The sequence below is a fragment of the Paraburkholderia sp. genome, assembly GCF_035656215.1.
Classification (GTDB): domain Bacteria; phylum Pseudomonadota; class Gammaproteobacteria; order Burkholderiales; family Burkholderiaceae; genus Paraburkholderia.
Genome location: NZ_DASRSY010000302.1, coordinates 1 through 22,374 on the forward strand (window position 1 = coordinate 1; position 22,374 = coordinate 22,374).

36 protein-coding genes and 1 other RNA gene are annotated in these 22,374 nt (G+C 60.9%); all 37 read left to right on the forward strand.

The genetic code is table 11. The annotated features are described in order from the left end of the window. Nucleotides 1-93: 93 nt before the first annotated feature. The 37 genes from VFE81_RS17070 to VFE81_RS17250 all read left to right on the forward strand — a co-directional run bounded on the left by VFE81_RS17070 (nt 94) and on the right by VFE81_RS17250 (nt 22,241). A complete protein-coding gene (locus VFE81_RS17070) occupies nt 94-540 on the forward strand; it encodes a hypothetical protein (RefSeq protein WP_325045722.1) in 447 nt (148 codons plus the stop codon). 18 nt (nt 541-558) lie between these two features. Next, nucleotides 559-1,305 carry an ATP-binding protein gene (locus VFE81_RS17075; RefSeq protein ID WP_325045723.1) on the forward strand — a complete coding sequence of 249 codons (747 nt, stop codon included), beginning with the start codon at nt 559-561 and terminating at the stop codon, nt 1,303-1,305. Between the two features lie 8 nt (nt 1,306-1,313). Continuing rightward, the gene (locus VFE81_RS17080; protein ID WP_325045724.1) at nt 1,314-1,547 is read left to right on the forward strand and encodes a hypothetical protein; all 234 of its coding nucleotides are present in this window, start codon (nt 1,314-1,316) and stop codon (nt 1,545-1,547) included. After that, the gene (locus VFE81_RS17085) at nt 1,540-2,154 is read left to right on the forward strand and encodes a hypothetical protein (RefSeq protein ID WP_325045725.1); all 615 of its coding nucleotides are present in this window, start codon (nt 1,540-1,542) and stop codon (nt 2,152-2,154) included. The genes VFE81_RS17080 and VFE81_RS17085 overlap by 8 nt, the downstream gene beginning before the upstream one ends. Continuing rightward, nucleotides 2,141-2,470 (forward strand): hypothetical protein, encoded by a 330-nt coding sequence (locus VFE81_RS17090; protein WP_325045726.1) that lies wholly within the window; start codon nt 2,141-2,143, stop codon nt 2,468-2,470. Before VFE81_RS17085 ends, VFE81_RS17090 begins: the two co-directional genes overlap by 14 nt. Beyond that, on the forward strand, nt 2,467-2,775 hold the full coding sequence (locus tag VFE81_RS17095) for a hypothetical protein (RefSeq protein WP_325045727.1): 309 nt from the start codon (nt 2,467-2,469) through the stop codon (nt 2,773-2,775). Before VFE81_RS17090 ends, VFE81_RS17095 begins: the two co-directional genes overlap by 4 nt. A gap of 1 nt (nt 2,776) precedes the next feature. After that, entirely contained in the window at nt 2,777-3,214 is a 438-nt protein-coding gene (locus VFE81_RS17100) for a hypothetical protein (protein WP_325045728.1), read from the forward strand. 10 nt (nt 3,215-3,224) lie between these two features. After that, nucleotides 3,225-3,659 carry a winged helix-turn-helix domain-containing protein gene (locus tag VFE81_RS17105; RefSeq protein WP_325045729.1) on the forward strand — a complete coding sequence of 145 codons (435 nt, stop codon included), beginning with the start codon at nt 3,225-3,227 and terminating at the stop codon, nt 3,657-3,659. Continuing rightward, entirely contained in the window at nt 3,656-3,967 is a 312-nt protein-coding gene (locus VFE81_RS17110; protein ID WP_325045730.1) for a hypothetical protein, read from the forward strand. Before VFE81_RS17105 ends, VFE81_RS17110 begins: the two co-directional genes overlap by 4 nt. Nucleotides 3,968-4,008: 41 nt before the next feature. After that, nucleotides 4,009-4,587, forward strand: coding sequence for a hypothetical protein (locus VFE81_RS17115; RefSeq protein WP_325045731.1), 579 nt, complete (start codon nt 4,009-4,011; stop codon nt 4,585-4,587). After that, a complete protein-coding gene (locus tag VFE81_RS17120) occupies nt 4,580-5,197 on the forward strand; it encodes a DUF3164 family protein (RefSeq protein ID WP_325045733.1) in 618 nt (205 codons plus the stop codon). The genes VFE81_RS17115 and VFE81_RS17120 overlap by 8 nt, the downstream gene beginning before the upstream one ends. A gap of 2 nt (nt 5,198-5,199) precedes the next feature. Then, nucleotides 5,200-5,262, forward strand: an RNA gene (locus tag VFE81_RS17125) — hammerhead ribozyme type II. 5 nt (nt 5,263-5,267) lie between these two features. Continuing rightward, nucleotides 5,268-5,729: a hypothetical protein gene (locus VFE81_RS17130; protein ID WP_325045734.1), complete on the forward strand. Its 462-nt coding sequence runs from the start codon at nt 5,268-5,270 to the stop codon at nt 5,727-5,729. 81 nt (nt 5,730-5,810) lie between these two features. Next, the gene (locus tag VFE81_RS17135) at nt 5,811-6,209 is read left to right on the forward strand and encodes a regulatory protein GemA (RefSeq protein ID WP_325045735.1); all 399 of its coding nucleotides are present in this window, start codon (nt 5,811-5,813) and stop codon (nt 6,207-6,209) included. Further along, a complete protein-coding gene (locus VFE81_RS17140) occupies nt 6,209-6,646 on the forward strand; it encodes a Mor transcription activator family protein (RefSeq protein WP_325045736.1) in 438 nt (145 codons plus the stop codon). The genes VFE81_RS17135 and VFE81_RS17140 overlap by 1 nt, the downstream gene beginning before the upstream one ends. A gap of 163 nt (nt 6,647-6,809) precedes the next feature. Beyond that, a complete protein-coding gene (locus VFE81_RS17145) occupies nt 6,810-7,232 on the forward strand; it encodes a hypothetical protein (RefSeq protein ID WP_325045737.1) in 423 nt (140 codons plus the stop codon). 113 nt (nt 7,233-7,345) lie between these two features. Then, nucleotides 7,346-7,834: a lysozyme gene (locus VFE81_RS17150; protein WP_325045738.1), complete on the forward strand. Its 489-nt coding sequence runs from the start codon at nt 7,346-7,348 to the stop codon at nt 7,832-7,834. Further along, nucleotides 7,834-8,022, forward strand: coding sequence for a hypothetical protein (locus VFE81_RS17155; protein WP_325045739.1), 189 nt, complete (start codon nt 7,834-7,836; stop codon nt 8,020-8,022). Before VFE81_RS17150 ends, VFE81_RS17155 begins: the two co-directional genes overlap by 1 nt. After that, a complete protein-coding gene (locus VFE81_RS17160; RefSeq protein WP_325045741.1) occupies nt 8,022-8,270 on the forward strand; it encodes a hypothetical protein in 249 nt (82 codons plus the stop codon). The genes VFE81_RS17155 and VFE81_RS17160 overlap by 1 nt, the downstream gene beginning before the upstream one ends. Continuing rightward, nucleotides 8,248-8,886: a hypothetical protein gene (locus VFE81_RS17165; RefSeq protein ID WP_325045742.1), complete on the forward strand. Its 639-nt coding sequence runs from the start codon at nt 8,248-8,250 to the stop codon at nt 8,884-8,886. Before VFE81_RS17160 ends, VFE81_RS17165 begins: the two co-directional genes overlap by 23 nt. A 10-nt stretch (nt 8,887-8,896) precedes the next feature. Next, nucleotides 8,897-9,133 carry a TraR/DksA C4-type zinc finger protein gene (locus VFE81_RS17170; RefSeq protein WP_325045743.1) on the forward strand — a complete coding sequence of 79 codons (237 nt, stop codon included), beginning with the start codon at nt 8,897-8,899 and terminating at the stop codon, nt 9,131-9,133. Next, complete coding sequence (locus VFE81_RS17175; RefSeq protein WP_325045744.1) at nt 9,124-9,426, forward strand: hypothetical protein; 303 nt, start codon at nt 9,124-9,126, stop codon at nt 9,424-9,426. Before VFE81_RS17170 ends, VFE81_RS17175 begins: the two co-directional genes overlap by 10 nt. Continuing rightward, nucleotides 9,423-9,644, forward strand: coding sequence for a hypothetical protein (locus tag VFE81_RS17180; protein WP_325045745.1), 222 nt, complete (start codon nt 9,423-9,425; stop codon nt 9,642-9,644). The genes VFE81_RS17175 and VFE81_RS17180 overlap by 4 nt, the downstream gene beginning before the upstream one ends. A gap of 5 nt (nt 9,645-9,649) precedes the next feature. Continuing rightward, the gene (locus VFE81_RS17185) at nt 9,650-10,147 is read left to right on the forward strand and encodes a DUF1804 family protein (RefSeq protein ID WP_325045746.1); all 498 of its coding nucleotides are present in this window, start codon (nt 9,650-9,652) and stop codon (nt 10,145-10,147) included. Between the two features lie 188 nt (nt 10,148-10,335). Then, on the forward strand, nt 10,336-12,111 hold the full coding sequence (locus VFE81_RS17190) for a hypothetical protein (RefSeq protein ID WP_325045747.1): 1,776 nt from the start codon (nt 10,336-10,338) through the stop codon (nt 12,109-12,111). 11 nt (nt 12,112-12,122) lie between these two features. Continuing rightward, a complete protein-coding gene (locus VFE81_RS17195) occupies nt 12,123-13,712 on the forward strand; it encodes a DUF935 domain-containing protein (protein ID WP_325045748.1) in 1,590 nt (529 codons plus the stop codon). Further along, the gene (locus VFE81_RS17200) at nt 13,702-15,009 is read left to right on the forward strand and encodes a PBECR2 nuclease fold domain-containing protein (RefSeq protein ID WP_325045749.1); all 1,308 of its coding nucleotides are present in this window, start codon (nt 13,702-13,704) and stop codon (nt 15,007-15,009) included. The genes VFE81_RS17195 and VFE81_RS17200 overlap by 11 nt, the downstream gene beginning before the upstream one ends. A 97-nt stretch (nt 15,010-15,106) precedes the next feature. Beyond that, nucleotides 15,107-15,691 carry a phage virion morphogenesis protein gene (locus tag VFE81_RS17205; RefSeq protein WP_325045750.1) on the forward strand — a complete coding sequence of 195 codons (585 nt, stop codon included), beginning with the start codon at nt 15,107-15,109 and terminating at the stop codon, nt 15,689-15,691. A 199-nt stretch (nt 15,692-15,890) separates the two neighbouring features. Then, a complete protein-coding gene (locus VFE81_RS17210) occupies nt 15,891-17,003 on the forward strand; it encodes a phage protease (protein ID WP_325045751.1) in 1,113 nt (370 codons plus the stop codon). 41 nt (nt 17,004-17,044) lie between these two features. Further along, the gene (locus tag VFE81_RS17215; protein WP_325045752.1) at nt 17,045-17,455 is read left to right on the forward strand and encodes a hypothetical protein; all 411 of its coding nucleotides are present in this window, start codon (nt 17,045-17,047) and stop codon (nt 17,453-17,455) included. A gap of 42 nt (nt 17,456-17,497) precedes the next feature. Next, the gene (locus VFE81_RS17220; protein WP_325045753.1) at nt 17,498-18,391 is read left to right on the forward strand and encodes a Mu-like prophage major head subunit gpT family protein; all 894 of its coding nucleotides are present in this window, start codon (nt 17,498-17,500) and stop codon (nt 18,389-18,391) included. Between the two features lie 113 nt (nt 18,392-18,504). Then, complete coding sequence (locus VFE81_RS17225; protein ID WP_325045755.1) at nt 18,505-19,068, forward strand: hypothetical protein; 564 nt, start codon at nt 18,505-18,507, stop codon at nt 19,066-19,068. Between the two features lie 3 nt (nt 19,069-19,071). Further along, a complete protein-coding gene (locus VFE81_RS17230) occupies nt 19,072-19,485 on the forward strand; it encodes a gp436 family protein (RefSeq protein WP_325045756.1) in 414 nt (137 codons plus the stop codon). Nucleotides 19,486-19,489: 4 nt separating this feature from the next. After that, on the forward strand, nt 19,490-20,167 hold the full coding sequence (locus VFE81_RS17235; protein WP_325045757.1) for a DUF1834 family protein: 678 nt from the start codon (nt 19,490-19,492) through the stop codon (nt 20,165-20,167). A gap of 2 nt (nt 20,168-20,169) precedes the next feature. After that, nucleotides 20,170-20,400, forward strand: a complete 231-nt coding sequence (locus VFE81_RS17240) for a DUF2635 domain-containing protein (RefSeq protein WP_325045758.1) — start codon at nt 20,170-20,172, stop codon at nt 20,398-20,400. Between the two features lie 3 nt (nt 20,401-20,403). Further along, nucleotides 20,404-21,825: a phage tail sheath subtilisin-like domain-containing protein gene (locus tag VFE81_RS17245; protein ID WP_325045759.1), complete on the forward strand. Its 1,422-nt coding sequence runs from the start codon at nt 20,404-20,406 to the stop codon at nt 21,823-21,825. A 38-nt stretch (nt 21,826-21,863) separates the two neighbouring features. Further along, nucleotides 21,864-22,241, forward strand: coding sequence for a phage tail protein (locus tag VFE81_RS17250; RefSeq protein WP_325045760.1), 378 nt, complete (start codon nt 21,864-21,866; stop codon nt 22,239-22,241). Nucleotides 22,242-22,374: the final 133 nt, after the last annotated feature.

Sequence of the window (22,374 nt, forward strand, 5' to 3'; positions counted from 1 at the left end):
ATCCACGACGCACAGCGTGTGTGGGTGCATCACATGGATGGTCGCTTTATCTGCACCGCGGAGTTCGGCGCGAACGCACGTCATTACTTCCCGATGGCATACGTCGAGCAGGCCCGCGAGAAACGCGCCGACGCACGGCTCAAGCGGCTGGACGCTCATCGCGACGAAATCGAGGCCGAACGTCGAGGGCAATCCCCGCTCGACGTTCAGACGCCAGACGTTTTAACGATTCCCGGCTTCGGCGAGATATCGCGCGCAGCGCTCGACGCACGCGTGGTCGACGTGCAGGTCATCGACGTGACGCCGACTTTGGTACCGACCGGCAATTTCCCCACCGCGACCGTAATCGAAATGCCGGAAACGGCAGAACAGCGGTTTGCCCGTTGGCAAACCTTGGATCAGCGCATTTTTAACGGAGGAACGATCGACCGGACAGACGAGATGGAGTTCTACGAGCGGTACGCAAAAAGCAAAGAATTCGCGGCGCAAAAGCACCGCGCTGAAGAGGTTGGCGAGCTGCAACTCGCCAGCCGTCGATAACACCTGACGGGACAAATGATGGCACAAATTCAAGCAACGCTCAAACCGATCGCTGGCGGCATCGCGCAAACGACGAACCTCGGCCTCTGCGATATCGCAATCGAGCGCGCACTTTCACGCGGCGCAAACCTGCCCGGCTTGGTCTGCTTTTACGGCCCATCCGGCGTAGGCAAAAGCATGGCTGCTAACTATGTGGCCAATTCGCGCCGCGCTCGCTACGTACAGGCGAAGTCGGTCTGGACGAAGAAGCACTTTCTCAAGGCGGTGCTGGCCGAAATGGGTATCAAGGCTGTCGGCTCCATCCCCGAAATGGCGGATCTGGTTGCTGAAGAACTGGCGACGAGCGGCCGCCCGTTGATCATCGACGAGATGGACCACCTCGTCGACCGTAACGCGGTCGAGCTGGTGCGCGATCTGTACGAATCGAGTCAGGCCGCAATCCTGATGATTGGCGAAGAAGGCTTGCCGGGGAAGCTCAAGCGCTGGGAGCGCATGCACGGCCGTGTTTTGGCGTGGGTGCCAGCGCAGCCGGTAACGATCGGAGACGCTAGGCAGCTTTCCGGCATGTACTGCCCGAATGTGGTGGTGGCCGACGATCTGCTCACGCGGCTGGTCGACCTTTCGCACGGTTCGGTGCGTCGCGTCTGCGTCAACCTTGAACGCGTGCAGGAAGAAGCGCTGGTCGCAGGCAAGGATTCTATGGACCTCGCCGCGTGGGGCAAGCGCGAGCTGTACACCGGCGAAGCACCGAAGCGTCGGGCGTGAGGTCGGCCATGAAGAATTCTTCATTGAATCCAGCTGCGCGCGAAGCGCGTGACGCCGAGCGCTGCAATGTGTTCCTCTGCGCTCTCTCGGCGATGGGTGTTATTGGCCTGTTCGGCGGTCTCCTGTTCGCGAAGAGCTGGCTCGACCTCGTTCTGATCACCGGCGCGGCCGCCTGGACAGTGCTCGGCATTCTGCTGCTGGCCTTCATCGCAGGTCTTTGCGGAGGGCGCAACCGTGGTTAGAAAAGCAGCGATGCTCGAACGCACGGGCGGTCGCGGCCCGCGTCAGCGGACGTGGGAAGCGGTCCGGGCCAGCAAAGTCACGTTCTCGGCGCAGAAGATCGCGGCCGCAATCGGAGTCGAGAAAGCCACCGCCGCGAAGTATCTGCTTCGCCTGGAGCGTGGAGGCTACATCGAGGCGGCGCCGGCCGATCGCGACACGGCACAGAAACACTACCGCCTTGTACGGGACGGTGGCGTCGAAGCACCGCGTCTCGATGCGAACGGTGCCGTCATCACCAGGACGCTCGGTCTCGAAAACATGTGGAACACGATGCACATCATGGGCACCTTCACGGCGCGCGAGCTGGCGATGCGCTCCTGTACGGACACGGCGCAAGTCACTTATGCCACCGCGAAGGCCTACGCGTTCCATCTCAAGCGCGCCGGCTATCTGAAGGCTCTCCCGCAGCCACGCGTCGGCCACAACTGGAAAGAGGCGAAGTACCAGCTCATTCCAGGCAAGCGTACCGGGCCACGCCCGCCAATCATTTCGGTGCGAAAAACGCTGTACGACCCGAACATCGATTGCGTCGTTTGGCAGGAGGAGCCCGACCGTGACGCCTGCTAACGACTGGATGCAGATGCTTCGCGACGCGGTCGCTGCTTCGTCGCAGACCGCAGCTGCAAAGAAGCTCGACGTATCCCGCACCACCGTCTCTCTTGTACTCGCAGGTAAGTATCTGGGCAAAACAGACCGCGTTGCCGCACGTGTCATGAACGTGTTTGGCCAGGTGAAGTGCACGCATACCGGGCAGCCGATTTCGCTGACGGTATGCGTGTCCTACACCGAACGCCGCGCCCCGCTTAACAACCCGCTTGAACTCAGCCACTGGCGCACGTGCCTCACGTGCCCGCTTCGCCCCGTTAAAGGAGCCGCTAAATGACACCCAGTTTTAACGTATTCAACCCGGCTGTGCCGCCGATCAACCAACTGATGGAACTGACCGCATTGCGGATTGCCTCGACGATTGGCTTGCTGACCGAACGTGGTTTCGTCGTCATCGGCATTGAATTTTCCAATGGCTCGAAGCCGACGATCCAGATCCAGAACTGCGCAGCTTGCGGTGAGCTGATCGAAAAAGGCGAAGCCACGTACTACCGCACCGGCGGTGCGGGCTCCGGCCGATACCGCGTCGGCCAGTTCAAGATCGGCGAGATCCGTGTTCTGTGGAACGAACAGGGGCACTGAAATGAAACTACGCATGCTCTGCCGGGATAGCGATGGACCATACGCCGTCGAGGTCGAGGGCGATCCAGTCAACCTTCCGAACATGCCGGACGGCGCATTTGCTGTCCATCCGAACCCCTTCGCGGGCGATTTCGAGCAGCCGCTGTTTTGCGTATCGCACATCGCCACCGGCGGAAAGATGGCTGGCGGCGACAGCATCGACTTCGCGGTCAGTCTGGCACGCAAGAAAGCGAAGCTGGTCTCGCCGGAAATGTATGCGACTGAGATCAGCGCTCACCAAGCCATCGCAGATGGCGTGTCGCGTGTGCTCCAGGCCAGCGACTTTCCTCAAGCCCTCGAACGCAGTGGCCCGCGCATTGTTTGTGCGGGCTGCGGCACCCCGACCGACAGTCTCGCGCGGCCATTGTGCGCAACCTGCAGCGGTCAATTTCAACTCTAAGGAGCATTGTATGTCGCACACGAAAGCCATTCTGCAACTAATCGCTGACCATCCCGGCATCACCAGTGCTGAGATTGCCGACAAGGTCGATATCGAAACGAAGAATGTCCAGCCATTGATCCACCCGTACATCGGCGACGGCCGCGTGAAAGTGGAAAAGAAGCCTGTAGCAGGCGCTGCACCGGTTAATTCGTACTTCCCTTCGCAAGCGCTGATGAACGAGCTGGACGGTGTAAAGCAGATCGTCAGAGGTCGCGGCCGGCCCGCTGGCAGCAGTGTCGTCGTCGATACTCCAACGACGTTCTCCTGCGGCTTTTTCACGGACGGCCGGCTTTCCATCGTGAAGGATCGCAAGACGATCGACCTGTCGCAGAAGGAAACGGCGCAACTGCTGGCGTTCATCGACTCGATCAACATCGAACGCATTGTCGGAGCAGGCGCATGAGCGGTCCGTCAATCCTCGTTTTCAAGATGCCGACGATGGCTAATCCCGAAGCGTTCGATAGCGTGATGGAGTTGCGTCGCGAACTGCATCGCACGAATCGTGAGCTGCTCGATCTGGCCGCAACAGCGCAGAACTATCAGGACGTGGGCACGGAGGTTTCAATCACGCTGCACAAGATCCTGTTGATGTACCTGACCGGATTTGCACAGCTGTCTGAGTACCTCATGGCGTACCTCGACGAACGGCCGCGTCTGCGCGAAGCGCTCGAAGAGGCGCTGGAGTCCGCCAGCATGCAACAGGTGCACTGATGCCGTTGCCGCAACTTTGCTGCCCGAATTGCCGCGTCGTGATGAGCCTCGACATCCTGCTTGCTGACGACGCGCCGCGTGACGCGCTGAACGCAATCATTGAGGCGCATCCGGCCGGTGACTCGTTCGTCAAGCCGATGCTGCGTTACATCGGCCTGTTCTCACCGGCGAAGAGCCAGATGGGCCATTCACGCATGGCTTCGTTGCTGAACGAGCTGGCTCCCATGATCCGCGCTGCCCGGATCGAGCGCAACGGCCGCACCTGGATTTGTCCGATCGAATACTGGCGTCAGGGCTTCGAGCACATGCTCGCTCAGCGGGATCAGGGGAGACTCAATTTGCCCCTGAAGAGTCACGGGTATCTGCTCGAAGTGCTGGCCGGCATCGCGGACAAAGCCGAGTCGCGCACTGAAACGCACACCGAAAGGCAACGTCAGGGCCACGCTGGCCTGGGCACACCGCAGGCACGTGCCTCACCTGCCGACCAGCCGCTGATCGAGGTCTCACCTCAACCTTCCGCGCGTGTACTGACACCAGATGTCAACGAAGCGCTCAAGAAGCTTCGCAAGATGACGCGGGAAATCAATGCATTTTCGAATGGAGAAAAAATCGATGGATAACCAGCATATCCAGTCCGGCTACGTGAAAGACGCACGCGGTCGCCTCGTCCCGCAATCCATGGTCAAGCCGATCGATCAGTTGCGTGACCAGACAGTCGAGTCGCTCGTGGGCGATGCCAAGAAGCTGCAGGCACAAATGGTCGATTTCAAGGCGCGCGTGTTCACCGAGATCGCAGCATTTGTGGAAGCGAGTCACGAACAGTACGGCGTAAAGGTCGGTGGCAACAAGGGCAACGTCACGCTGGTGACGTTCAACGGTCAATACAAGGTCGTGCGCCAGATCGCGGAACACATCGCGTTCGACGAGCGTCTGCAGGCCGCGAAGGAGCTGATCGACGAATGCATCCGCAAGTGGACCGAGGGAAGCAGCGACAACATCAAGGCACTCATCAACGAAGCGTTCCAGGTGGACAAGGAAGGCAACGTCAACACGGGCCGAATTCTTGGCTTGCGTCGCCTTGCGATCAACGATCCGAAATGGTCGACCGCGATGCAGGCGATTGTCGACAGCATTCGCATCACCGGCAGCAAGCCGTATGTGCGCATCTACGAACGCGACGACACCACTGAGGAATACAAGCCGATCAGCCTCGACCTTGCAGCCTTGTGACCGTGCGAAACCGCCGTGAGGCGGTCTGCATGGCGTGGTGGCCATGTACTGATGAGCAGCCGAGGAACATATGGGAAAACTGACAAAAGACGAAATGAAGAAAATCGCCGACGAACTGCGTCACGCTTTCGGTCGTGTAGAACTGCAGTGCGACGCATATCGCGTCAACATGGAAGTGCGTCCGCTTGCTGCACGACGTTACGCGATCGCCGTGTTCGTTGACGGCTGGATGCGCGGCGAATGGCTGCGCGACGACTGTGAGCAGCGCCGCCGCTTTATGCGTTGTCGCAATGTGCCGTTGTACTCGGCAGCAAAGCGCGCCCGTATTGAAAAAGAACTTGGCAAGCGATACGCGAAGCGCCTGGGCGTTGATAAGACGTTTGCGGTGTTCTATCCCTACTGGACTTCCGTAACGCCCATGCTCCGACAGTTTTGCGCGACAAATGACACCGTTTCCGTCATCGAGATTGGCTACCAGCGCAAAGCGATGAACATTGAGCAGCCTGCTGAAGCCGAGGTGGCGGATGCTTGATCGCCTCATCGTCGTCATAGGTGTGCTCTTCCTCGCGGTTCTTTGCCGCAAGGAGCTACGCCGCGCATTCAGGGGGCATTGATGATCGCCAGAACCACGCTTGCAAAAATCCACGTCGCGAAAAAGCAATTGTCGCTCGACGAAGACAGCTATCGGGCGATGCTTCGCAGTGTCGGCGGCGTCGAGTCGTCGAAGGATCTGACATCGGAAGGCGCACACAAGGTTCTGAAACATCTTGAGCGCTGTGGTTTTACCCCGAAGAATGCAATGCATCGCCGCCCTCGCGTTGCCACCGGCCGCGCGCCGCAGATCCGCAAGATCGAAGCGCTGCTCGCCGATGCAGGCCGACCATGGGAATACCTCAACGGCATGGTCAAGCGCATCTGCAAGGTGGATGCGATCGAGTTCTGCGACGGCGAAATGCTCGGCAAGCTTATCGCCGCATTGCAGGCAGACGCCAGGCGTCGGGAGAAGCGTTAATGGACTTCACGAACGTTGAGCATCTGCTTCCCGAAGCCGTGCAGGCTCTGATCACCCTGATTGGTCTGCCTGCTGTGGTGCGGCTGGTGGAACAACTCGGCGGCACCACGTTTCCGGTTGCACTTCGCAAGTCGCGTCTTGGCGAGATCCGCTATGAGGCGCTTTCCGAAGTGGTCGGTAGTGATGCGGCCGACGCGATCACCAAGCACTTCGGCGGTGAGGCGCTGTACATTCCACGCTGTGTCGCGGCGCTGCGTGAAGTCATGCACCGACATATTCGCCGCGACTTTGACAGCATGACGCGTGAGCATAGTGCGATCCACGTGGTCAATCAGCTGGCGCTCCGATACCGCATGTCCGACCGTCACGTGTGGCGTGTGCTGAAGCGACCGGACATGCAAGCGCAACCGCCGCCGAAACAAGACAATCTGTTTTAGTGGGGAACGCAATCCCCCTCCCTCAAGCCCCGCCGATGCGGGGCCTTCTTTTTGGTCAAGCACGGTAGGCCATGACACGCAGTTAAAGAATAGCGTGGAATCTAACGGTGACACCCAGTGGAGCTGGCTGATAGCATTGTGTCTTCCACACTCGGGGGACCAAATGAAGCACCTTATAGCCATTGCCGCCTTTGCTTTGGCGTTCGTCGCCAGCGTCCAAGCGTCTGAACCAACACTCGGGCAAAAATTTGCAGCAATCTCAGACGGCCATTCCCATGCCGCGAACAGCCCCGAAGTAAAAAACGCGACGCAGCTTCTTGACGCCGCCGCGAAGAAATACCGGACGACGCCAGATGCGATCGCAAATCTCGTTGTGATCGGCTATAACGAATCAAAGAAGAAGAATTACAGCTACTCAATGTACGAAGTTGCGGAGGCGCTGCCAGTTCTGGACCCGCGCACCACTTCCACCGACGAGCGAGCAAAGCAACTGATGGTTCAGTACATCGTCGCCCGCGCTGGCGGTCAGACTCATTCGGAAGCCGTTGTAGGTGTCCGCAAGTTCACCGAGGTTGAAAATCCATAACGCAACGGACACCGCATTTGACGGGGTTGTTGCATTATGGGCCATCACTGACACACGTTGACTTAGGGTAGATCCAAGCCCATACAACAATCATGCCATCCACTGGAGATGGCATGAAAAACCAACGCATTTCCGCAGCGGGCAGCGATCTGATCGAAGACTTCGAGGATGATCGCCTCGTCGCGTATCCCGATCCCGCCACTGGCGGCGCACCCTGGACTATCGGGCGCGGTCACACCGGCCCCGAAGTCCGCCCCGGCCTCAAGATCACGCAGGCGCAATCCGACGCTCTCTTCGCGGAGGATCTGCATGCGCGCGCCGAGGCCATCATCAATGCCCTGGATCTCGACCTGACGCAAAACCAGTTCGATGCGCTGGGGTCGTTCGTGTTCAACATCGGTCCCGGCAAGAAAGGCGTTAAAGACGGGTTAGTCGAGCTGCGTGCTGGCGGTCCGTCGACCATGCTCAAGATGCTGCGTGCACGCGACTACGCGGGCGCGGCAGAACAATTCCTGCTCTGGAACAAGGCCAACGGCAAGCCGATGGCTGGGTTGACGCGCCGTCGCACGGCAGAGCGCGCACTGTTCCTGCAGGCCAGCTGATGCGCCGCATTCTGCTCTCTCTGGCAAGTGCGATCGCCGCGTCGGCGATGGTCGCGCGACACACGCATGTCGGCTTCGGCCTGCGCATCGCGTTCGGGCATCCGATCGCGCCCGGGCGTAGGCCGTCCGGTGTTCGCGCCGCACGCCGCGCTGCTGCCAAGCAGCGCAACCGCACGCGAGGCTGCTGATGGCACTACGCGACCTCATCACCGGCGTCGACGGCAAGCTCTCACACGCGAAGCTCTGGCCGAACGTCGCGTCGGCCGTCGCCACGGGCATGTTCGTGTATCAGGGCGTCACGCGCCAATTGACGTTCGATACGTGGCTCATCTATCTCGGCTGTGTCGGTGGCTACTCGGCCATCATCCAGGCGCTCGGCGCATGGACCGGCCGTCTACCAAAGGAAGGTTCCAATGGAACTGGCATTGATCGTTAAGTACGCGAAGCTGATCGCGGGCATCGCCGTTGCCGTTGTGATTGCCGGTCTGGTCGCACTCGCGTTCGAAAAGACCTACACGCACGGCTACAACGTGGCCAAGGCAGCCGGCGACGCGAGTCTATCTGGCTATAAGGCGTTAGTTGCGCAAGGCGATGCTAAGGCAGCGAGCGACGCGTTCGGGCGGTACGCCACAGATGTTAAACGTGGCCAGGTAGCCGAGGCAGGTTTTATCAACGTCCAGACCGCCAGCGCCGGACAGGCCGAGGCGATAAAGGAGCAGATCGATGGTGTCACCCAACCTCACACGCAACCAGCGAGCCTCGTCGCATCGCAGTCATCGTCGACTGTTACCCCTGTGTATAGCTGCGTTTTCTCTCGCGGTTTTGTACGGCTGTGGAACGCAGCCGCAGGCATTGCCGACGATAGTGACCGAGCCTTGCAAGGTGCCTCCGGTACCGGCGCTGCTTCTGACAGATCCAGCTCCGATGCCACCACTGACTCCGGGGTATCACAAGCGGACATCCTCGACTGGTTCGTCGACTACGCAAACCGCGCCCACGGCACCGAAAACAAACTGAAGGGCGTGCGTGCTGCGCTGCCCTCGCAACAGTAAGGGCAGCGGCATGGATGATTTTGATCACGCAAGCGTCGTCGAGGAACAGTTCAGATCACTTGCGATCGCAGCAGCTACCCGACCGATCCGGCCCGCTGTCGCCAACCCGGAAGAGCACTGCGCAAATCAGGGTTGCGGCATCAAGATCCCGAAGGTTAGGCGCGACGCGATGCCGGGATGCAAGTTCTGCGTCGATTGTCAGGAGCGACACGAGAACGCACTCAAGCGGAGATTCCAGTGCAGATAACGCTCGACACCGGAACGATTCTCATCGGGATACTCACGGTCCTGCTAACGATCATCAACATCTTCGGCGGTCTGTGGATTCGAAGCGTCCAGCAAGGGCAAGGGGAGTCCAAACAATTCTCCGCGAAGCTCCAGGCCGAGCTATCTGCTGTCCGCGAAACACTTGCTCGCGACTACGCGCCGCGATCTGAACAGCGTGACACGCGTGAAGAGTTTCGCAACGCGCTAAGCAGTATCGATACCAAGCTGAAAGACATCAACGACAAGCTCGACCGCAAACAGGACAAGCAATGAACGACGCAAATACGAACGACGCAGGCACGAACGATAGCGCGGAGCTGGCACTGCTCAAGAAAATCGACGGCCGGCTTGGTGGCATCGAGCAGCAGATCGCCAACGTGGAAAAGCGCGCCATCAAGTACGGTGCGGCAGCTGGCGCTGGTGCCGGTGCGATCGCAGGCGCAATCGTCTCGGTAGGCGTGATGGCTGCCCGCGCGAAGCTTGGCCTGTAATCACGATGGCATACGGCAAAGACATTCGCGACAAGGTCCGGCGCTCGTTCGTGTTTGACCGGCTGTCGCTTGAGATCGCCAGCGTTAAACACAGCGTAGCGTACTCGACCGCGCGTCGCTGGAAAGACGACGCGGCGGCGGCCGGGGACGATTGGGACAAGGCACAGACCGCGCAACTGATGGCTGGCGGCGGCATCGAAGGCGCGGCGCGGCAGATGCTTGCCGGTCTGCTCACGCAGTATCAGGCCACGATGGACGAGTTGCAGGAAAGCGAGATGAAACCGGCCGATAAGGTTTCCATGTTGGCCAGTCTCGCTGATGCCTATAACAAGACCATTAATGCGTCGAAGCGCATCATGCCCGAGACCAACGAACTGGCGGTGGCGATGGGTGTGGTGCAACGTCTTGCCGCGTTCATCAAGGATCGGCATCCCGAACATATCGCCGCCTTCGCCGACGTTCTCGGTCCGTTCGGCGATGAGCTGGCAACGGCGTATGGCTAACTGGTGGACCCTCGGCAGTGGCATTAGAAAGATCGGGACGGCGTTTGACACGCCGTCCGATGTCGTTATCTGTGCAGATACCGAAGCGGATTTGCCGCGTGATCACGACTGCGTCGAGATGGGGTGCGGTTCGCTGCACGTGGTGATACGGATCGGCAAACCGCCGAGTGATTCCAGGGCAGACTGATATGTCGCAAAAATTCACCGAGAAAGACTTCCACAAGGAAATGGCCGATCTCGCGGCCGAGCTGCGCCGTGACATCGAAGCGCATGCGACCGGTCTCGATGCGTCTCCAGCTGCGCGGCTTGAGCGTCGCAAGCGCGTGCTTGTCGACGGCGACTATCAGTTCTTCGCGTACACCTATTTCCCGCACCACATTCGCGGCACGCCGTCGCTCTTTCAGGCGCACTTCTGCACGCGCTTTCCGAAGCTGCTGCGTCAAGCAGGGGGAACTCGCGAATGGTGGGTCGCGCCGCGCGGTGAAGCCAAGTCGTCGATGGCAACGAAGATCGGCCCCGTGTACATCATCGTGCAAGGCCTGCTGCAACGCGAAGAGATTCGCCGCGAGGTGGGCTGGACTGACGATGCGCCCCAGTTCCTCGACTACCTGATTCTGCTCGGCGCGGAAACGTCGTTGCCGACCAAGCTGCTCGAAGTCGTTAAAACGGAGCTGGTCGCTAACTCGGCACTCGCGCTCGACTTTCCGGAGGTCTGCGGCAAGGGGCCAATGTGGAAGGTGGGCGAGTTCATCACGAAGAACGGCGTGAAGGTTGAGCCGTTCGGTGCCGAGCAGGCAATTCGCGGCACGTTCCACGGCGCGAGCCGGCCGAAGGTGCTGTTCGGCGATGATCTGATTACCGACGCGGAGGCGAAGAGCCCGACCGAACGCCAGAACCGTTGGACGTGGCTGGAAAAGGCGATCGACTACCTCGGGCCGCCCGATGGCAGCGTGAAGTACGTCGGCGTCGGCACGGTGCTCGACAAGGATGATCCGATCTCGCGTGCAAAGCGCAGCATCGGTCACGTGGTGCATCACTTCCGCGCGATTGCGCAGATGCCGACCGACCTCGATCTGTGGGCGAAGTGCGAAGAGCTGATGCTCAACGCGGACAAGAGCGCGATCGCCGAGGCAGCCGAACGCGGTGAGATGCTGCCTGATGCCGGGCTGCCGTCGTTTCTGTTCTATCTTGAACACCGGGCGGAGATGGACGCAGGCGCTATTACGTCGTGGCCATCGGTGCGTACGCTGTTCTGGTTGATGCGTCAGCGGGCGAAGTCGCCGCGCGCGTTCGCCACCGAAATGCAGGGCGATCCGCGAACCGACGAAGACAGGGTTTTTGGCAACATCACATTCTGGGTGCAGCGCCTGCAAAGCTGGCTGATGTTCGGCGCTTGTGACCCGTCCATGGGCAAAGGCGAGAAGTCTGACCCTTCCGCGATTATCGTCGGCGGCCTCGATACAGTGAGCCGGAAGCTGCACGTCGTGCATTGCGAGATCAAGCGGCGCGTACCGTCGAAGCTCGAATCCGATCTGATCAAGGTTCAACGGGAGTTTCGTTGTCTGGCCTTTGGCTTCGAAAACAATAACGCATACGAGTGGGCACGGCAGTCGCTGGTCCAGGCGGGTCTGCGTGCTGGGGTGCCGCTGCCTCTCATTGGCGTCACGGCGACCGTCGCTCCCGAGGTACGTATTGACTCTCTGGAGCCATACATCACCGATCGGATCACGCCATCCATTCTGCTTCACCCAGCGCTTGCCGGGCTGCTTGCGGAACTGGATTCATGGCCCGAGCCGCAGGGCACGCACCACTACGACGGGCTGACTGCACTGCACATTCTCTGGATGATCGCGCAGTCCCGCGGTTACGCCATTACCGATCCGTACACCCCCGTTAAAACGAACGTTGATAGTCAGGATGACGATGACGGCGAACATGGCACGTCACGCAGCCGGGGCTTTTGAGGATACCAATCATGGCGCAAATTGTTGATGTGAACGGGCAACCGCTCCAGCGTGACGTACTGGCCGAGCCGCAAACTTCGAAGCTCGGCTGGATCACTCGCGACTTCGCGCAGCATCCATCGCGCGGTCTCACGCCGAAGAAGCTGCATGCGATTCTTCAGGCTGCCGAGTACGGTGACCTGATGGCCCAGTCCGATCTCTTCCTCGACATGGAAGAGAAAGACGCCCATCTGTTCGCCGAGATGAGCAAGCGCAAGCGCGCGCTGCTCACCCTCGACTGGCGCATTGTCGCGCCGAACAACCCGTCTGAAGAAGAAAAGTCGTGGGCCGCCCAGTTGCAGGAATGGTTCTCGGACCTTCCCGACTTCGACGATGTGCTGCTCGATACCATGGATGCAATCGGGCATGGGTTCTCTGCACAGGAAATCGAGTGGCAGCAACTCGGCAAGGTCTGGCTCCCGAAGAAGCTCACCCATCGACCACAGCGCTGGTTCCGCACGCCGCTGTATGACGGCAACGACATTCGTCTGCGCGACAACTCGGTCGATGGTCAACCACTGTGGCCTTTCGGCTGGCTGGTGCACAAACACCGCGCGAAGAGCGGATACGTGACTCGCGCCGGCCTGCATCGCGTGCTTGCATGGCCGTATCTGTTCAAGACGTACTCGGTCGCAGATCTGGCGGAGTTTCTCGAAATCTATGGCCTGCCGTTGCGCGTCGGCAAATACCCGGCCGGAGCCACCAAGGAAGAGAAAGCGACGCTGTTGCGCGCCGTGGCGGAGATTGGTCACAACGCGGCCGGCATCATTCCCGAGGGCATGCTAATCGACTTCCAGACTGCCGCCCAGGGGACTGAAGAGCCGTTTGACGCGATGATCACCTGGTGCGAGAAGAGCCAGTCGAAGGCGATCCTCGGCGGCACACTCACGTCCCAGGCCGATGGCAAGACATCTACCAATGCGCTCGGCAACACACATAATGAAGTTCGGCACGACCTGCTGAAGTCGGATGCCCGACAGGTGGAGAAGGCGCTGACGGCACAGCTTTGCTACGCGCTCAGTGCCCTGAACCTCGGTGCGATTGATCCGCGTCGCGTGCCGCGCTTCGAGTTCGATACGCGTGAGTCCGAGGATCTGGCGCTGTACGCTAATGCACTTCCGAAACTGGTTGCATCGGGTGTCAAGATCCCTCGTCAGTGGGCGCAGGACAAACTGATGATTCCTGAGCCGCAGGCCAACGAAGAGATTCTCACGGTGCCGAAGCCGGAGATGGCGCTGCCGCCTGAAGAGCGACCCGACGAACCGCGCACTGCTGCGATGCGTTATCGCGCGGTGCTGACCAACAAGGGCGGCGAGATCGTGTATCCGGATCAGCATGCGCTCGACGTGGCCGCTGGCCAGACGCCGCTCGACGAAATGACCGAGGCGATGCAGAAGCTGATCGCGCCAGTCGTTGTCGCGTTGCGTAACGGTGCGACACCCGACGACGCATTCGAACAGCTGCTCGCGGCGAACTCGGCGATGGATGAGACCGCGATCGCCGAGCTGCTCGCGCGGTGCATCTTCGTCGCTGATGTGTGGGGTCGCCTGAATGCCGGCTGATCTCGGCTACGCGATCGGGCTACAGCCTGACAAGGCAATCGAGTACTTCGAATCGAAGGGTTACAAGATCGGCTTTCGCTGGCAGGACGTCGCTGCCGAAGCGCACGCCAAGGCATTCACCGTGGCCGGCGTGATGAAGGTCGACGTGTTGCAGGACGTGCGGCAGGCACTGTCCGACGCGTTAGAGAAAGGCACCACGTTCGAGGATTTTAAAAAGCAGCTCTCGCCGGTGCTGGAACGCAAGGGGTGGCTCGGCAAGGGCATGATCGTTGACGACGAAACCGGTGAGATCGAGGGCAAGCGTCTCACGCCTCGCCGCCTCGACACGATCTTCCGGACGAACATGCAGTCGGCCTACATGGCAGGCCGGTATGCCACCCAGCTCGAACAGGTCGACACGCATCCGTATTGGGAATACGTCGCGGTGCTCGATAGCCGTACGCGGCCGGCGCACCGTGCGCTGTCCGGCGCTGTCTACCGGTATGACGATCCATTCTGGCAGACGTTCTATCCACCGAACGGCTACCGGTGCCGTTGCCGCGTCCGCACGCGTACGTCCGGCTACATCCAGAAGAATGACATCGCGGTACGATCCGGCCGTGAAAACCTCGAAGAGGTAGAACAGGTCATCAACCGCGATGGCCAGACGCAACCGGCGATTGCCTATAAAGATCCGGCGACAGGCAAAAAGGTGCTTCCAGATCCGGGGTTCGGCTCGAACCCGGGCGCGCAGTGGATGAAGCCTTTCACGCCACCGCCGCTGGACACGTTGCCACAGACGTTCCCGCATGGTGCCGAGTTGCCGCCGTTACCGGCCGCAACCACGATACGCCCGAACGCTATCCTGCCGACCGGTCAAGCGCCCGAGCAATATGCCCAGGCGTTCATGCAGAAGTTCGGCGCGGCCGTGGGCAAGCCCGCCACGTTCGCCGATGTCACCGGCGAGCGATTGCAGATCAACGAATGGCTATTCAAGGATGGCGCTGGCCACTGGAAAGCAGACAAGTTTTCACGCGGTCCGTATATGGAGCTGCTCGCCGACGCTGTGAAAGATCCCGACGAGATCTGGCTTGCGTGGTCGCAGGCCGCTGGCGACTGGACGTTGCGCCGCCGCTACATCCGTGCCTTGGAAACTGAGGCAGGCGACTGGGGGCTGGCGATCTTCGAGCAGGGACAGGACGGCTGGACGGGCGTGACCACATTTCCCGCCAAGGTCGGCAAGTCAGACGAAGCTCGCCGTGACTATATAGATAGGCAGCGCGGCACGTTTCTGCGCTACCGGCGGCCGCAGAAATGAGAATGGCCGCTCTCGCTAGCGGCCATCCGTTACGCAGCCCTTCATCGATCCGGAAGCGAGTCCGGCATATACGACCGCGTTAAAAGGAGTATAGCGTATGCGTGACATCGAGATTGACCAGTCGGAATTCGACGCCGCAATGGAGCGCGTGCAGGCGTTCGCGCGCGATGCTTCGCCTGTCATGTCACTGGTTTCCGCGTTGATGGCGGACGCGATCGAAGAGAACTTCGCGGCCGAGGGCCGGCCGAAGTGGATGGGTCTGAGCAAGGGCACGCTCAAGCGTCGCCGCGAGGATGCCGGCACCGGTAAGATCCTGCAGCGTAGCGGCCGGCTCGCTGGCAGCGTCGTGCAAAGCCATGACGCCACCAGCGCACGCGTCGGCACGAACGTCGTGTATGCCGCGATCCACCAGTTTGGCGGCACCATCCAGCGCCACCCGATGTCGGGCTATGTCCGGCTTCGCAAGGCGAAGAACGGCATGATCATGCGCCAGGCGGATCATCCGCATCTGGCGGTGTTCGCGAAAAATGGCCACAAGAGCGTCAAGGTGGTTAAATGGACGCGGTCGACCGGATGGACGATCAAGATTCCGGCCCGCCCGTTTCTGGCGCTCACCGAGACCGATAACGTCGCGATCGAAGAGGAAGTCTCGACCTACCTGCGACAGCTGATCGACGGGTAAAACCTGCCCGGTTTTAAGCCGTTCCATACCGTAACGTAGCCCTATGTAGCCTGTAGGGGGTCAGAGGCCCGTTAAACCCCCGTTAAAACGCCTCGTATCAAGCCTCACTCCCGCCCCATCCCCTGCGCTTTACACGCTGACCGGTTCCACTGACACCGGTTGACTAATTATTCAGCACGCCAGCCGCCACCATGGCGACATGGCAAATCCATTTTTCATCGCGGCTCTCACCGCCCAGATCGAATCGTCCGGCAACGCAATCAAACTGCTACCGGCCGGCGAGTTCCGTGCACGTGATGGCCGACCTACTGAATGCGCAGCGTGGCGAATGGACGGCGCGATCGCCCAGACGCTGATCGCGGCAGCCGCCGCACGTGATGTGCCGTATGTCATGGACTACGAGCACCAGACCCTGAATTCCCAGACGAATGGTCAGCCAGCCCCAGCGGCTGCCTGGTTCAAGACGCTCGAATGGCGCGACGGCGATGGCCTGTATGCAATCGACGTCGAGTGGACCGCGCGTGCGTCCGAAATGATCGACGCTCGCGAATACCGCTATCTCTCCCCCGTGTTCGCCTATGACAAGGCGGGCAACGTCACTGCATTGCTTAACGCAGGTCTCACCAATAGCCCCGCGCTCGACTGCCTGGATGAAGTGCAGCTCGCGGCCGCGTCGGTGCTGGCCGCGTCTTTCGGTTCTGCCGCAGTGGCGGCTTTGTCCACTGATAACTCTTCCGAGGATCGCAACATGGATGAACTTCTGGAGCAGCTGCGCTGGCTGCTGAACCTGCCTGTCGGTGCAACCGCCGACGACGTGAAAGCCCAGCTGCAAAAGCTGATCGACTCGCTCTCCGGTGGCCAGGGCGTCGCGGCCGCGAGCGCCAACCTGCCCGAACTGCTCACCCGTCAAGGCGATCAGATCGCCACCCTGTCGGCCAATCAGGTTGACCCGGCCCGTTTCGTTCCGATCGCCGTGATGACGGATCTGCGTACCCAGCTCGACGCGGCGAACCTGCAGCTCGCGGGCAAGGAAGTCACCGATCTGGTGACAGTCGCACTGTCGGACGGCCGGCTGCTGCCGGCACAGGAGTCGTGGGCGCGAGAGCTTGGCAAGTCCAACGTCGCCGCGCTCAAGACGTTCCTGGCGACGGCGCAGCCGATCGCAGCGCTGCGCACCACGCAGACAGGCGGCGTTCAGCCGAATGGTGACAAAACCGGCGCAAAAGAACTCGACGAGTCAGGCCTTGCGGTCTGCAAGGCGCTCGGCCTCACCCCCGAAGAGTTCACGAAGACCTCGAAGCCAGCCGCCTGAGCGGCTAGCGGTTTCGCCCCGATCCACTTCAGGAGAACAGCATGACTGTATTGACCGCCGATCGCGACACGCCCAACCGCGCCGGCCTGCGTTTCAGCTATCCGGCCAAGGGTGGTGTCAAGTTTTACGTCGGCGCGATCGCGGCCGTCGATAGCGCCACCGGCTTCATGACGAAGGGCGCGGCGTCGACCACGCTCAAGTCGGCCGGCATCGTCCAGGAACAGATCGATAACTCGGCTGGCGCTGACGGTGCCGTGAACGTGCCGACGAAGCGCGGCATCTGGCGTGTCGCCAACTCGGCCGGCGCGGACCAGCTCACGCTCAAGGATGTCGGCGCGAATGCGTACATCGTCGACGACCAGACCGTGGCGAAAACAGACGGCACCGGCACGCGATCGATTGCCGGTGTCGTGCGCGATATCGATCCGGCCGGCGTCTGGGTCGAGTTCTAAACGCATAGGCAGTATCCCCCGCTCACTCTGTAAGGAACGTTCATGGAAATCAACCGCGCCAATTTGCGCAACCTGTTCACGGGTTACAACACCGTGTTTCAGCAGGCTTTCGATGGTGCGCCATCCGACTGGCAACGCGTCGCCATGACCGTGCCGTCGACGACCTCGCAGGAAGTCTATCCGTGGCTCGGCCAGACGACCCGCTTTCGTGAGTGGATCGGCGACCGCGTTATCCAGAATCTGACCTCGCACGATTTCACGATCAAGAACAAGCCGTTCGAAAACACGATCGGCGTGGATCGCGAGGCAATCGAAGATGACAGCTATGGCATCTACAAGCCGGTGTTCGCGCAGTTGGGTCTCGATGCGGCCCAGCATCCCAACGAACTGGTCTTCTCGCTGCTCGCCCAGGGCATGTCGAGCCTCTGCTATGACGGCCAGTACTTCTTCGACACTGATCACCCGGTGGTGAAGTCGGACGGCACGATCGGTTCGGTGTCGAACGTGCAGGCCGGCACTGGCCCCACCTGGTATCTGCTCGACATGACGCGCATTGTTCGTCCAGTGATCATGCAGCAGCGTAAGGGCTACAACTTCGTCGCAATGGATGCAGAAACGGACGAGGCAGTCTTCAGCAGCAAACAGTTTCGCTACGGCGTCGACGCGCGCTGCAATGTCGGCTTCGGTCTGTGGCAACTCGCCTACGCATCTAAAGCCGATCTGACGGAAGACAGCTACGAAGCTGCGCGCGCTGCGATGACAAGCCTTGTCGGTGACAACGGTCGCCCGCTTGGTATCCGACCGTCGCTGCTGGTCGTGCCGCCGTCGCTTGAAGGCACCGGCCGGAAGCTGCTGCAGGCCGACGCAAATCCGTACGGTGCGACCAACGTCTGGAAAAGCTCGGCCGAGCTGCTGACGACGTCCTGGATCTCGTAATACCGTAGCCGTGAAAGCGATGTCCGCGCGACGCCGATAGGCGCGGAGGCAGGTTCCCGGAGCTGCGGCAAAAGATGGGCTCCGGCCACGTCAGAAACGAACAGGAGTTGCAAATGAGCAAGCAGAAATACCCGGCCATTCACGTGGCGGCCACGAAGGAGAACTTTCGACGCGGCGGGCACGTATTTGGCCTCCAGGCACGCACCCTCGCGTTGGCGGCGCTTCATCCGGACGCACACGCTGCGATCCTCGCAGACAAGTCTCTGGTCGTGGTCGAAACGGCCGTGCATCTCGACGCGGAAGAAGCGGCCGCGCTCCCGCATCACGAAGCGCCGCACGTGAAGGCAGCCGCCGCACGCATCGACGCGCTGCATCCTGCCGTCGACGAGGACCACGCGAAGCGCGCGGTCGCACTCGCCGACATCGAGGCCGATCTGAAACAACGCGAGGCGGCCGTTGCCAACCTCGAAAGCGTGGTTACCGGGCGTGCCCAGCAACTCGATGCTCGCAAGGTCGAACTGGACGAACGTAGTGCAACGCTCGATTCGCTCGAAGCTGATCTGCGCGTGCGCCTCGCCGACCTCGACAAAGCCAAGTCGGAATTCGAGGCAGCAAAGCTTGCGCACGCCGTGAATGGCTCGGTCAAGGGTGCGGCACCGGCCCACGGCAAGAAGTAATCGATGTACGCCACAGCCGACATCATGACGGCTCGCTTCGGGCAGCGGGAAGTTCTCTCGCTGTCCGATCGCGACAGAACCGGCGAGATCAACGCGACGGTGCTGAGCGACGCTCTCGACGACGCGTCCAGCGAGATCGACACCTATCTGGCCGGTCGCTATGCGTTGCCGCTCGATCCCGCGCCGAAGATGCTGGCCGGGATCTGCTGCGACATTGCGCGATACCGGCTCTGTGGGGGAGAGACGGTCATGACCGAGGAAATCCGGCAGCGCTATACCGACGCCGTCAGGTTTCTGCGGCTCGTCGCATCGGGCGAAGTGACGCTCGGTGCGAACGCGGCCGGCGCTGTTGCGGAGCCCGACAACTCTATCCAGTTCGTTACCGGCACTCGCGTGTTCGGTCGAGACAGCCGTTAAAACCATGGCCGACCTTCCGACCTGCATACCGATCATCACGGCCGTCGAACTGGCGATCGTCGATCGCCTGACGCGTGGCCTCGGGAAGATGGTCACCGAGGTGGCCACCTATGGCGGGGAATTCGACGACGAAGAGCTGGATACGGTGGTCAGGCGCTTTCCTGCCGCATGGGTCACATTCGGCGGCGTCAAGCGCACCGATGCGGTCTCCACCAGCCGGGCCAAGTGGAAGGCCGAGGCGGTGTTTGTCGTCATGGTCGGCGCACGAAGCGTGCGCAACGAACAGACGAGCAGGCACGGCGGTCCGTCACAGCTTGAAGTTGGCACCAACCTGCTGGTCTCCGCCGTGCGGCATCTGCTGAATCAGCAGGACATGGGCTTACCGATCCGCGAGCTGCAGCCCGGGAGCGTCAGGACGCTGTTTAACACCAGGGTGCGCTCGGATGCGATGTCCGTCTATGCCTGCGAGTTCCGTACCGCATGGGTGGAAGACACGCTGTTTCTGGGCGCGTTTCCGCAGGGCGCGGCCGATGGGCCGCTCGGCAGTCTGTTCGAACAGTACGACGGCCAGATCGATCCGCCGACGCCGGATTGGAAAACCACGCTGCTTAGCTATTTCCTCAAGCCCGGTACCGAGCGTCCGGCCGATGCAACAGATCTTGTACAGATGCCACAGGAGTAACGATGAAAGTCATTGCCAGAACAGGCTTGCGTGTGCCTAAAGAACGCGCCGCGCGCAAGTACATCACGGACGCCGAAGCCGTCGACGTCCCGGATACCGCTTACTACATCCGCCGCGTTACCGACGGCGATCTGATCGACCAGTCGACCGCGTCGGATGCGGCAACGGCCCCCAGCGCAGCAGACACCGGTGCTGTTTCGACCGGTGACAAAAAGACCACGAAGGGAGCGTAAGACATGGCCAGCGCTAACATCAGTTTTGACACTATCCCGTCGAGCCTGCGCAAACCGGGCAAGTACTTCGAGTTCAATACCAAGCTCGCGGTCCGCACGCTTCCGACCAACGCGCAGACGGTGCTCATCCTCGGCCAGCGCCTTGCAATGGGCACGGTTGCCGCGCTCACGCCTACCCAGGTGTTTTCGGGCGACGAAGCGGCGCTGTACTTCGGTGCGGGATCGCTCGCGCACCGTGCAGCGCTCGCCGCAATCACAGCAAACAAGTACGTGGCGTTGACCGTGATTGGGATCGACGATGCGGCCGCTGCCGTCGTGGCTACGGGCAAGGCAACATTTACCGGGCCAGCAACCGCTGACGGTGCATATGCTCTATTAATCGGTAAGGATCGCGTGGACATTGCCGTGTCGTCTGGTGCTGCCGCTGCCGACGTGGCGCAGCAGTTTGCCGATGCGATCGCGCAGCAGCCTGCGCTACCGGTCACTGCGGCCGCTGCGGCAGGTGTGCTGACGCTCACGGCGAAGAACAAGGGCGCGGCCGGCAACGCCATCGCGCTGTCGCAGCTCGGCCAGACCGCTGGTGTCAGTGCCGTTCTCACAGCGTTCTCTGGCGGTCTCAACGATCCGGACATTTCGCTGGCATTGGCCGCAGTGTTCGGTGCGCAGTACAACATCTATTCGTCGAGCTGGACGGCACAGCCGCAACTCACGGCGCTGCGCACGCATCTCGACAGCATTTCGAGCGCACTGGAACAGCGCCCGGCGATCGGCGTCGCGGGCACCGGCGGAACACTCGCCACTACCACCACGCTCGCGGGCCAGCTCGATTCCGGGCGCATCACGATCGGCTGGCATCCGGGTTCGATCTCGCTGCCGGCGGAGATCGCTGCCGCGTATGCAGCCGTGATCGCCAGCGAAGAAGATCCGGCGCGTCCGCTCAATACACTCGCACTCACTGGCCTTGACGTGACCCCTGTGCCTTCCCGGCCAGGCCGCACCGAACAGGAGTCTGTGTTGTACAACGGCGTGACGCCGTTCGAGATCGGCCCCGGCGACGTGGTGCAGATCGTGCGTTCCATTAGCACGTACACGAAGGACGCGCAGGGGATCGACGATCCCGCGCTGCTTGATCTGACGACAATTCGAACGCTCGATTACGTGCGCAAGGCCTGTCTGCAACGCATCGCGTTGCGGTTCCCGCGCGACAAGCTCTCGACCCGCACACCGCCGAAAGTCCGCAGCGAGCTGCTCGACGTGCTGAAGAAGATCGAAGACCTTGAAATCATCGAGAACGTTGACGACAACAAGGCAATGCTGATCTGCGAACGCGACGAGCAGAACGTGAACCAGCTCAACGGCGCGATTCCGGCAGACGTGGTGAACGGTCTGCATATTTTCGCCGGCCGGATCGATCTGCTGCTCTGATCGTCGCGTAGTTTCAGGATAACTAACAGGAGCCAACCATGGCATTAGAAGAATACGTCGGCGCGATCGTGCTCGAGGTCGACGGTGTCGAAGCGGAAGTGGTGACGCTTTCCGTGACGAAACAGACCGGCAAGAAGCCTGTCAAGACCATGAACCGCAGGGGCAAGGTCAAGGGTTTCGCGCGCGGCATTGCAACTTACGAGCTGAAGGTCACCGTGGTAATTCCGCTCGGTGGCGACTCCATCGACTGGGACAACATCGAGGGCGGCAAGATCACGCAGTTCCCGGTGGCGCCAGGTGGCCAGCGCATCAGCTATCCGGATTGCGTGACCATCGATAGCAGCGAGCAGTACACCGCTGATAATGAAGCACGCAAGGATCTCACACTGTTCTCTACCGACGAGGTTAAGGAATGAATCTGACTCAAAAGGGCTCGCTCGACTATGGCGTGGAGTATCCGGCCGATAGCGGCGAACGCCATTATGACTTCGAGATCCGTCTCGGCACCATCGGCGACACCATTGCGGCATATGAAGATCCGGCCATCCT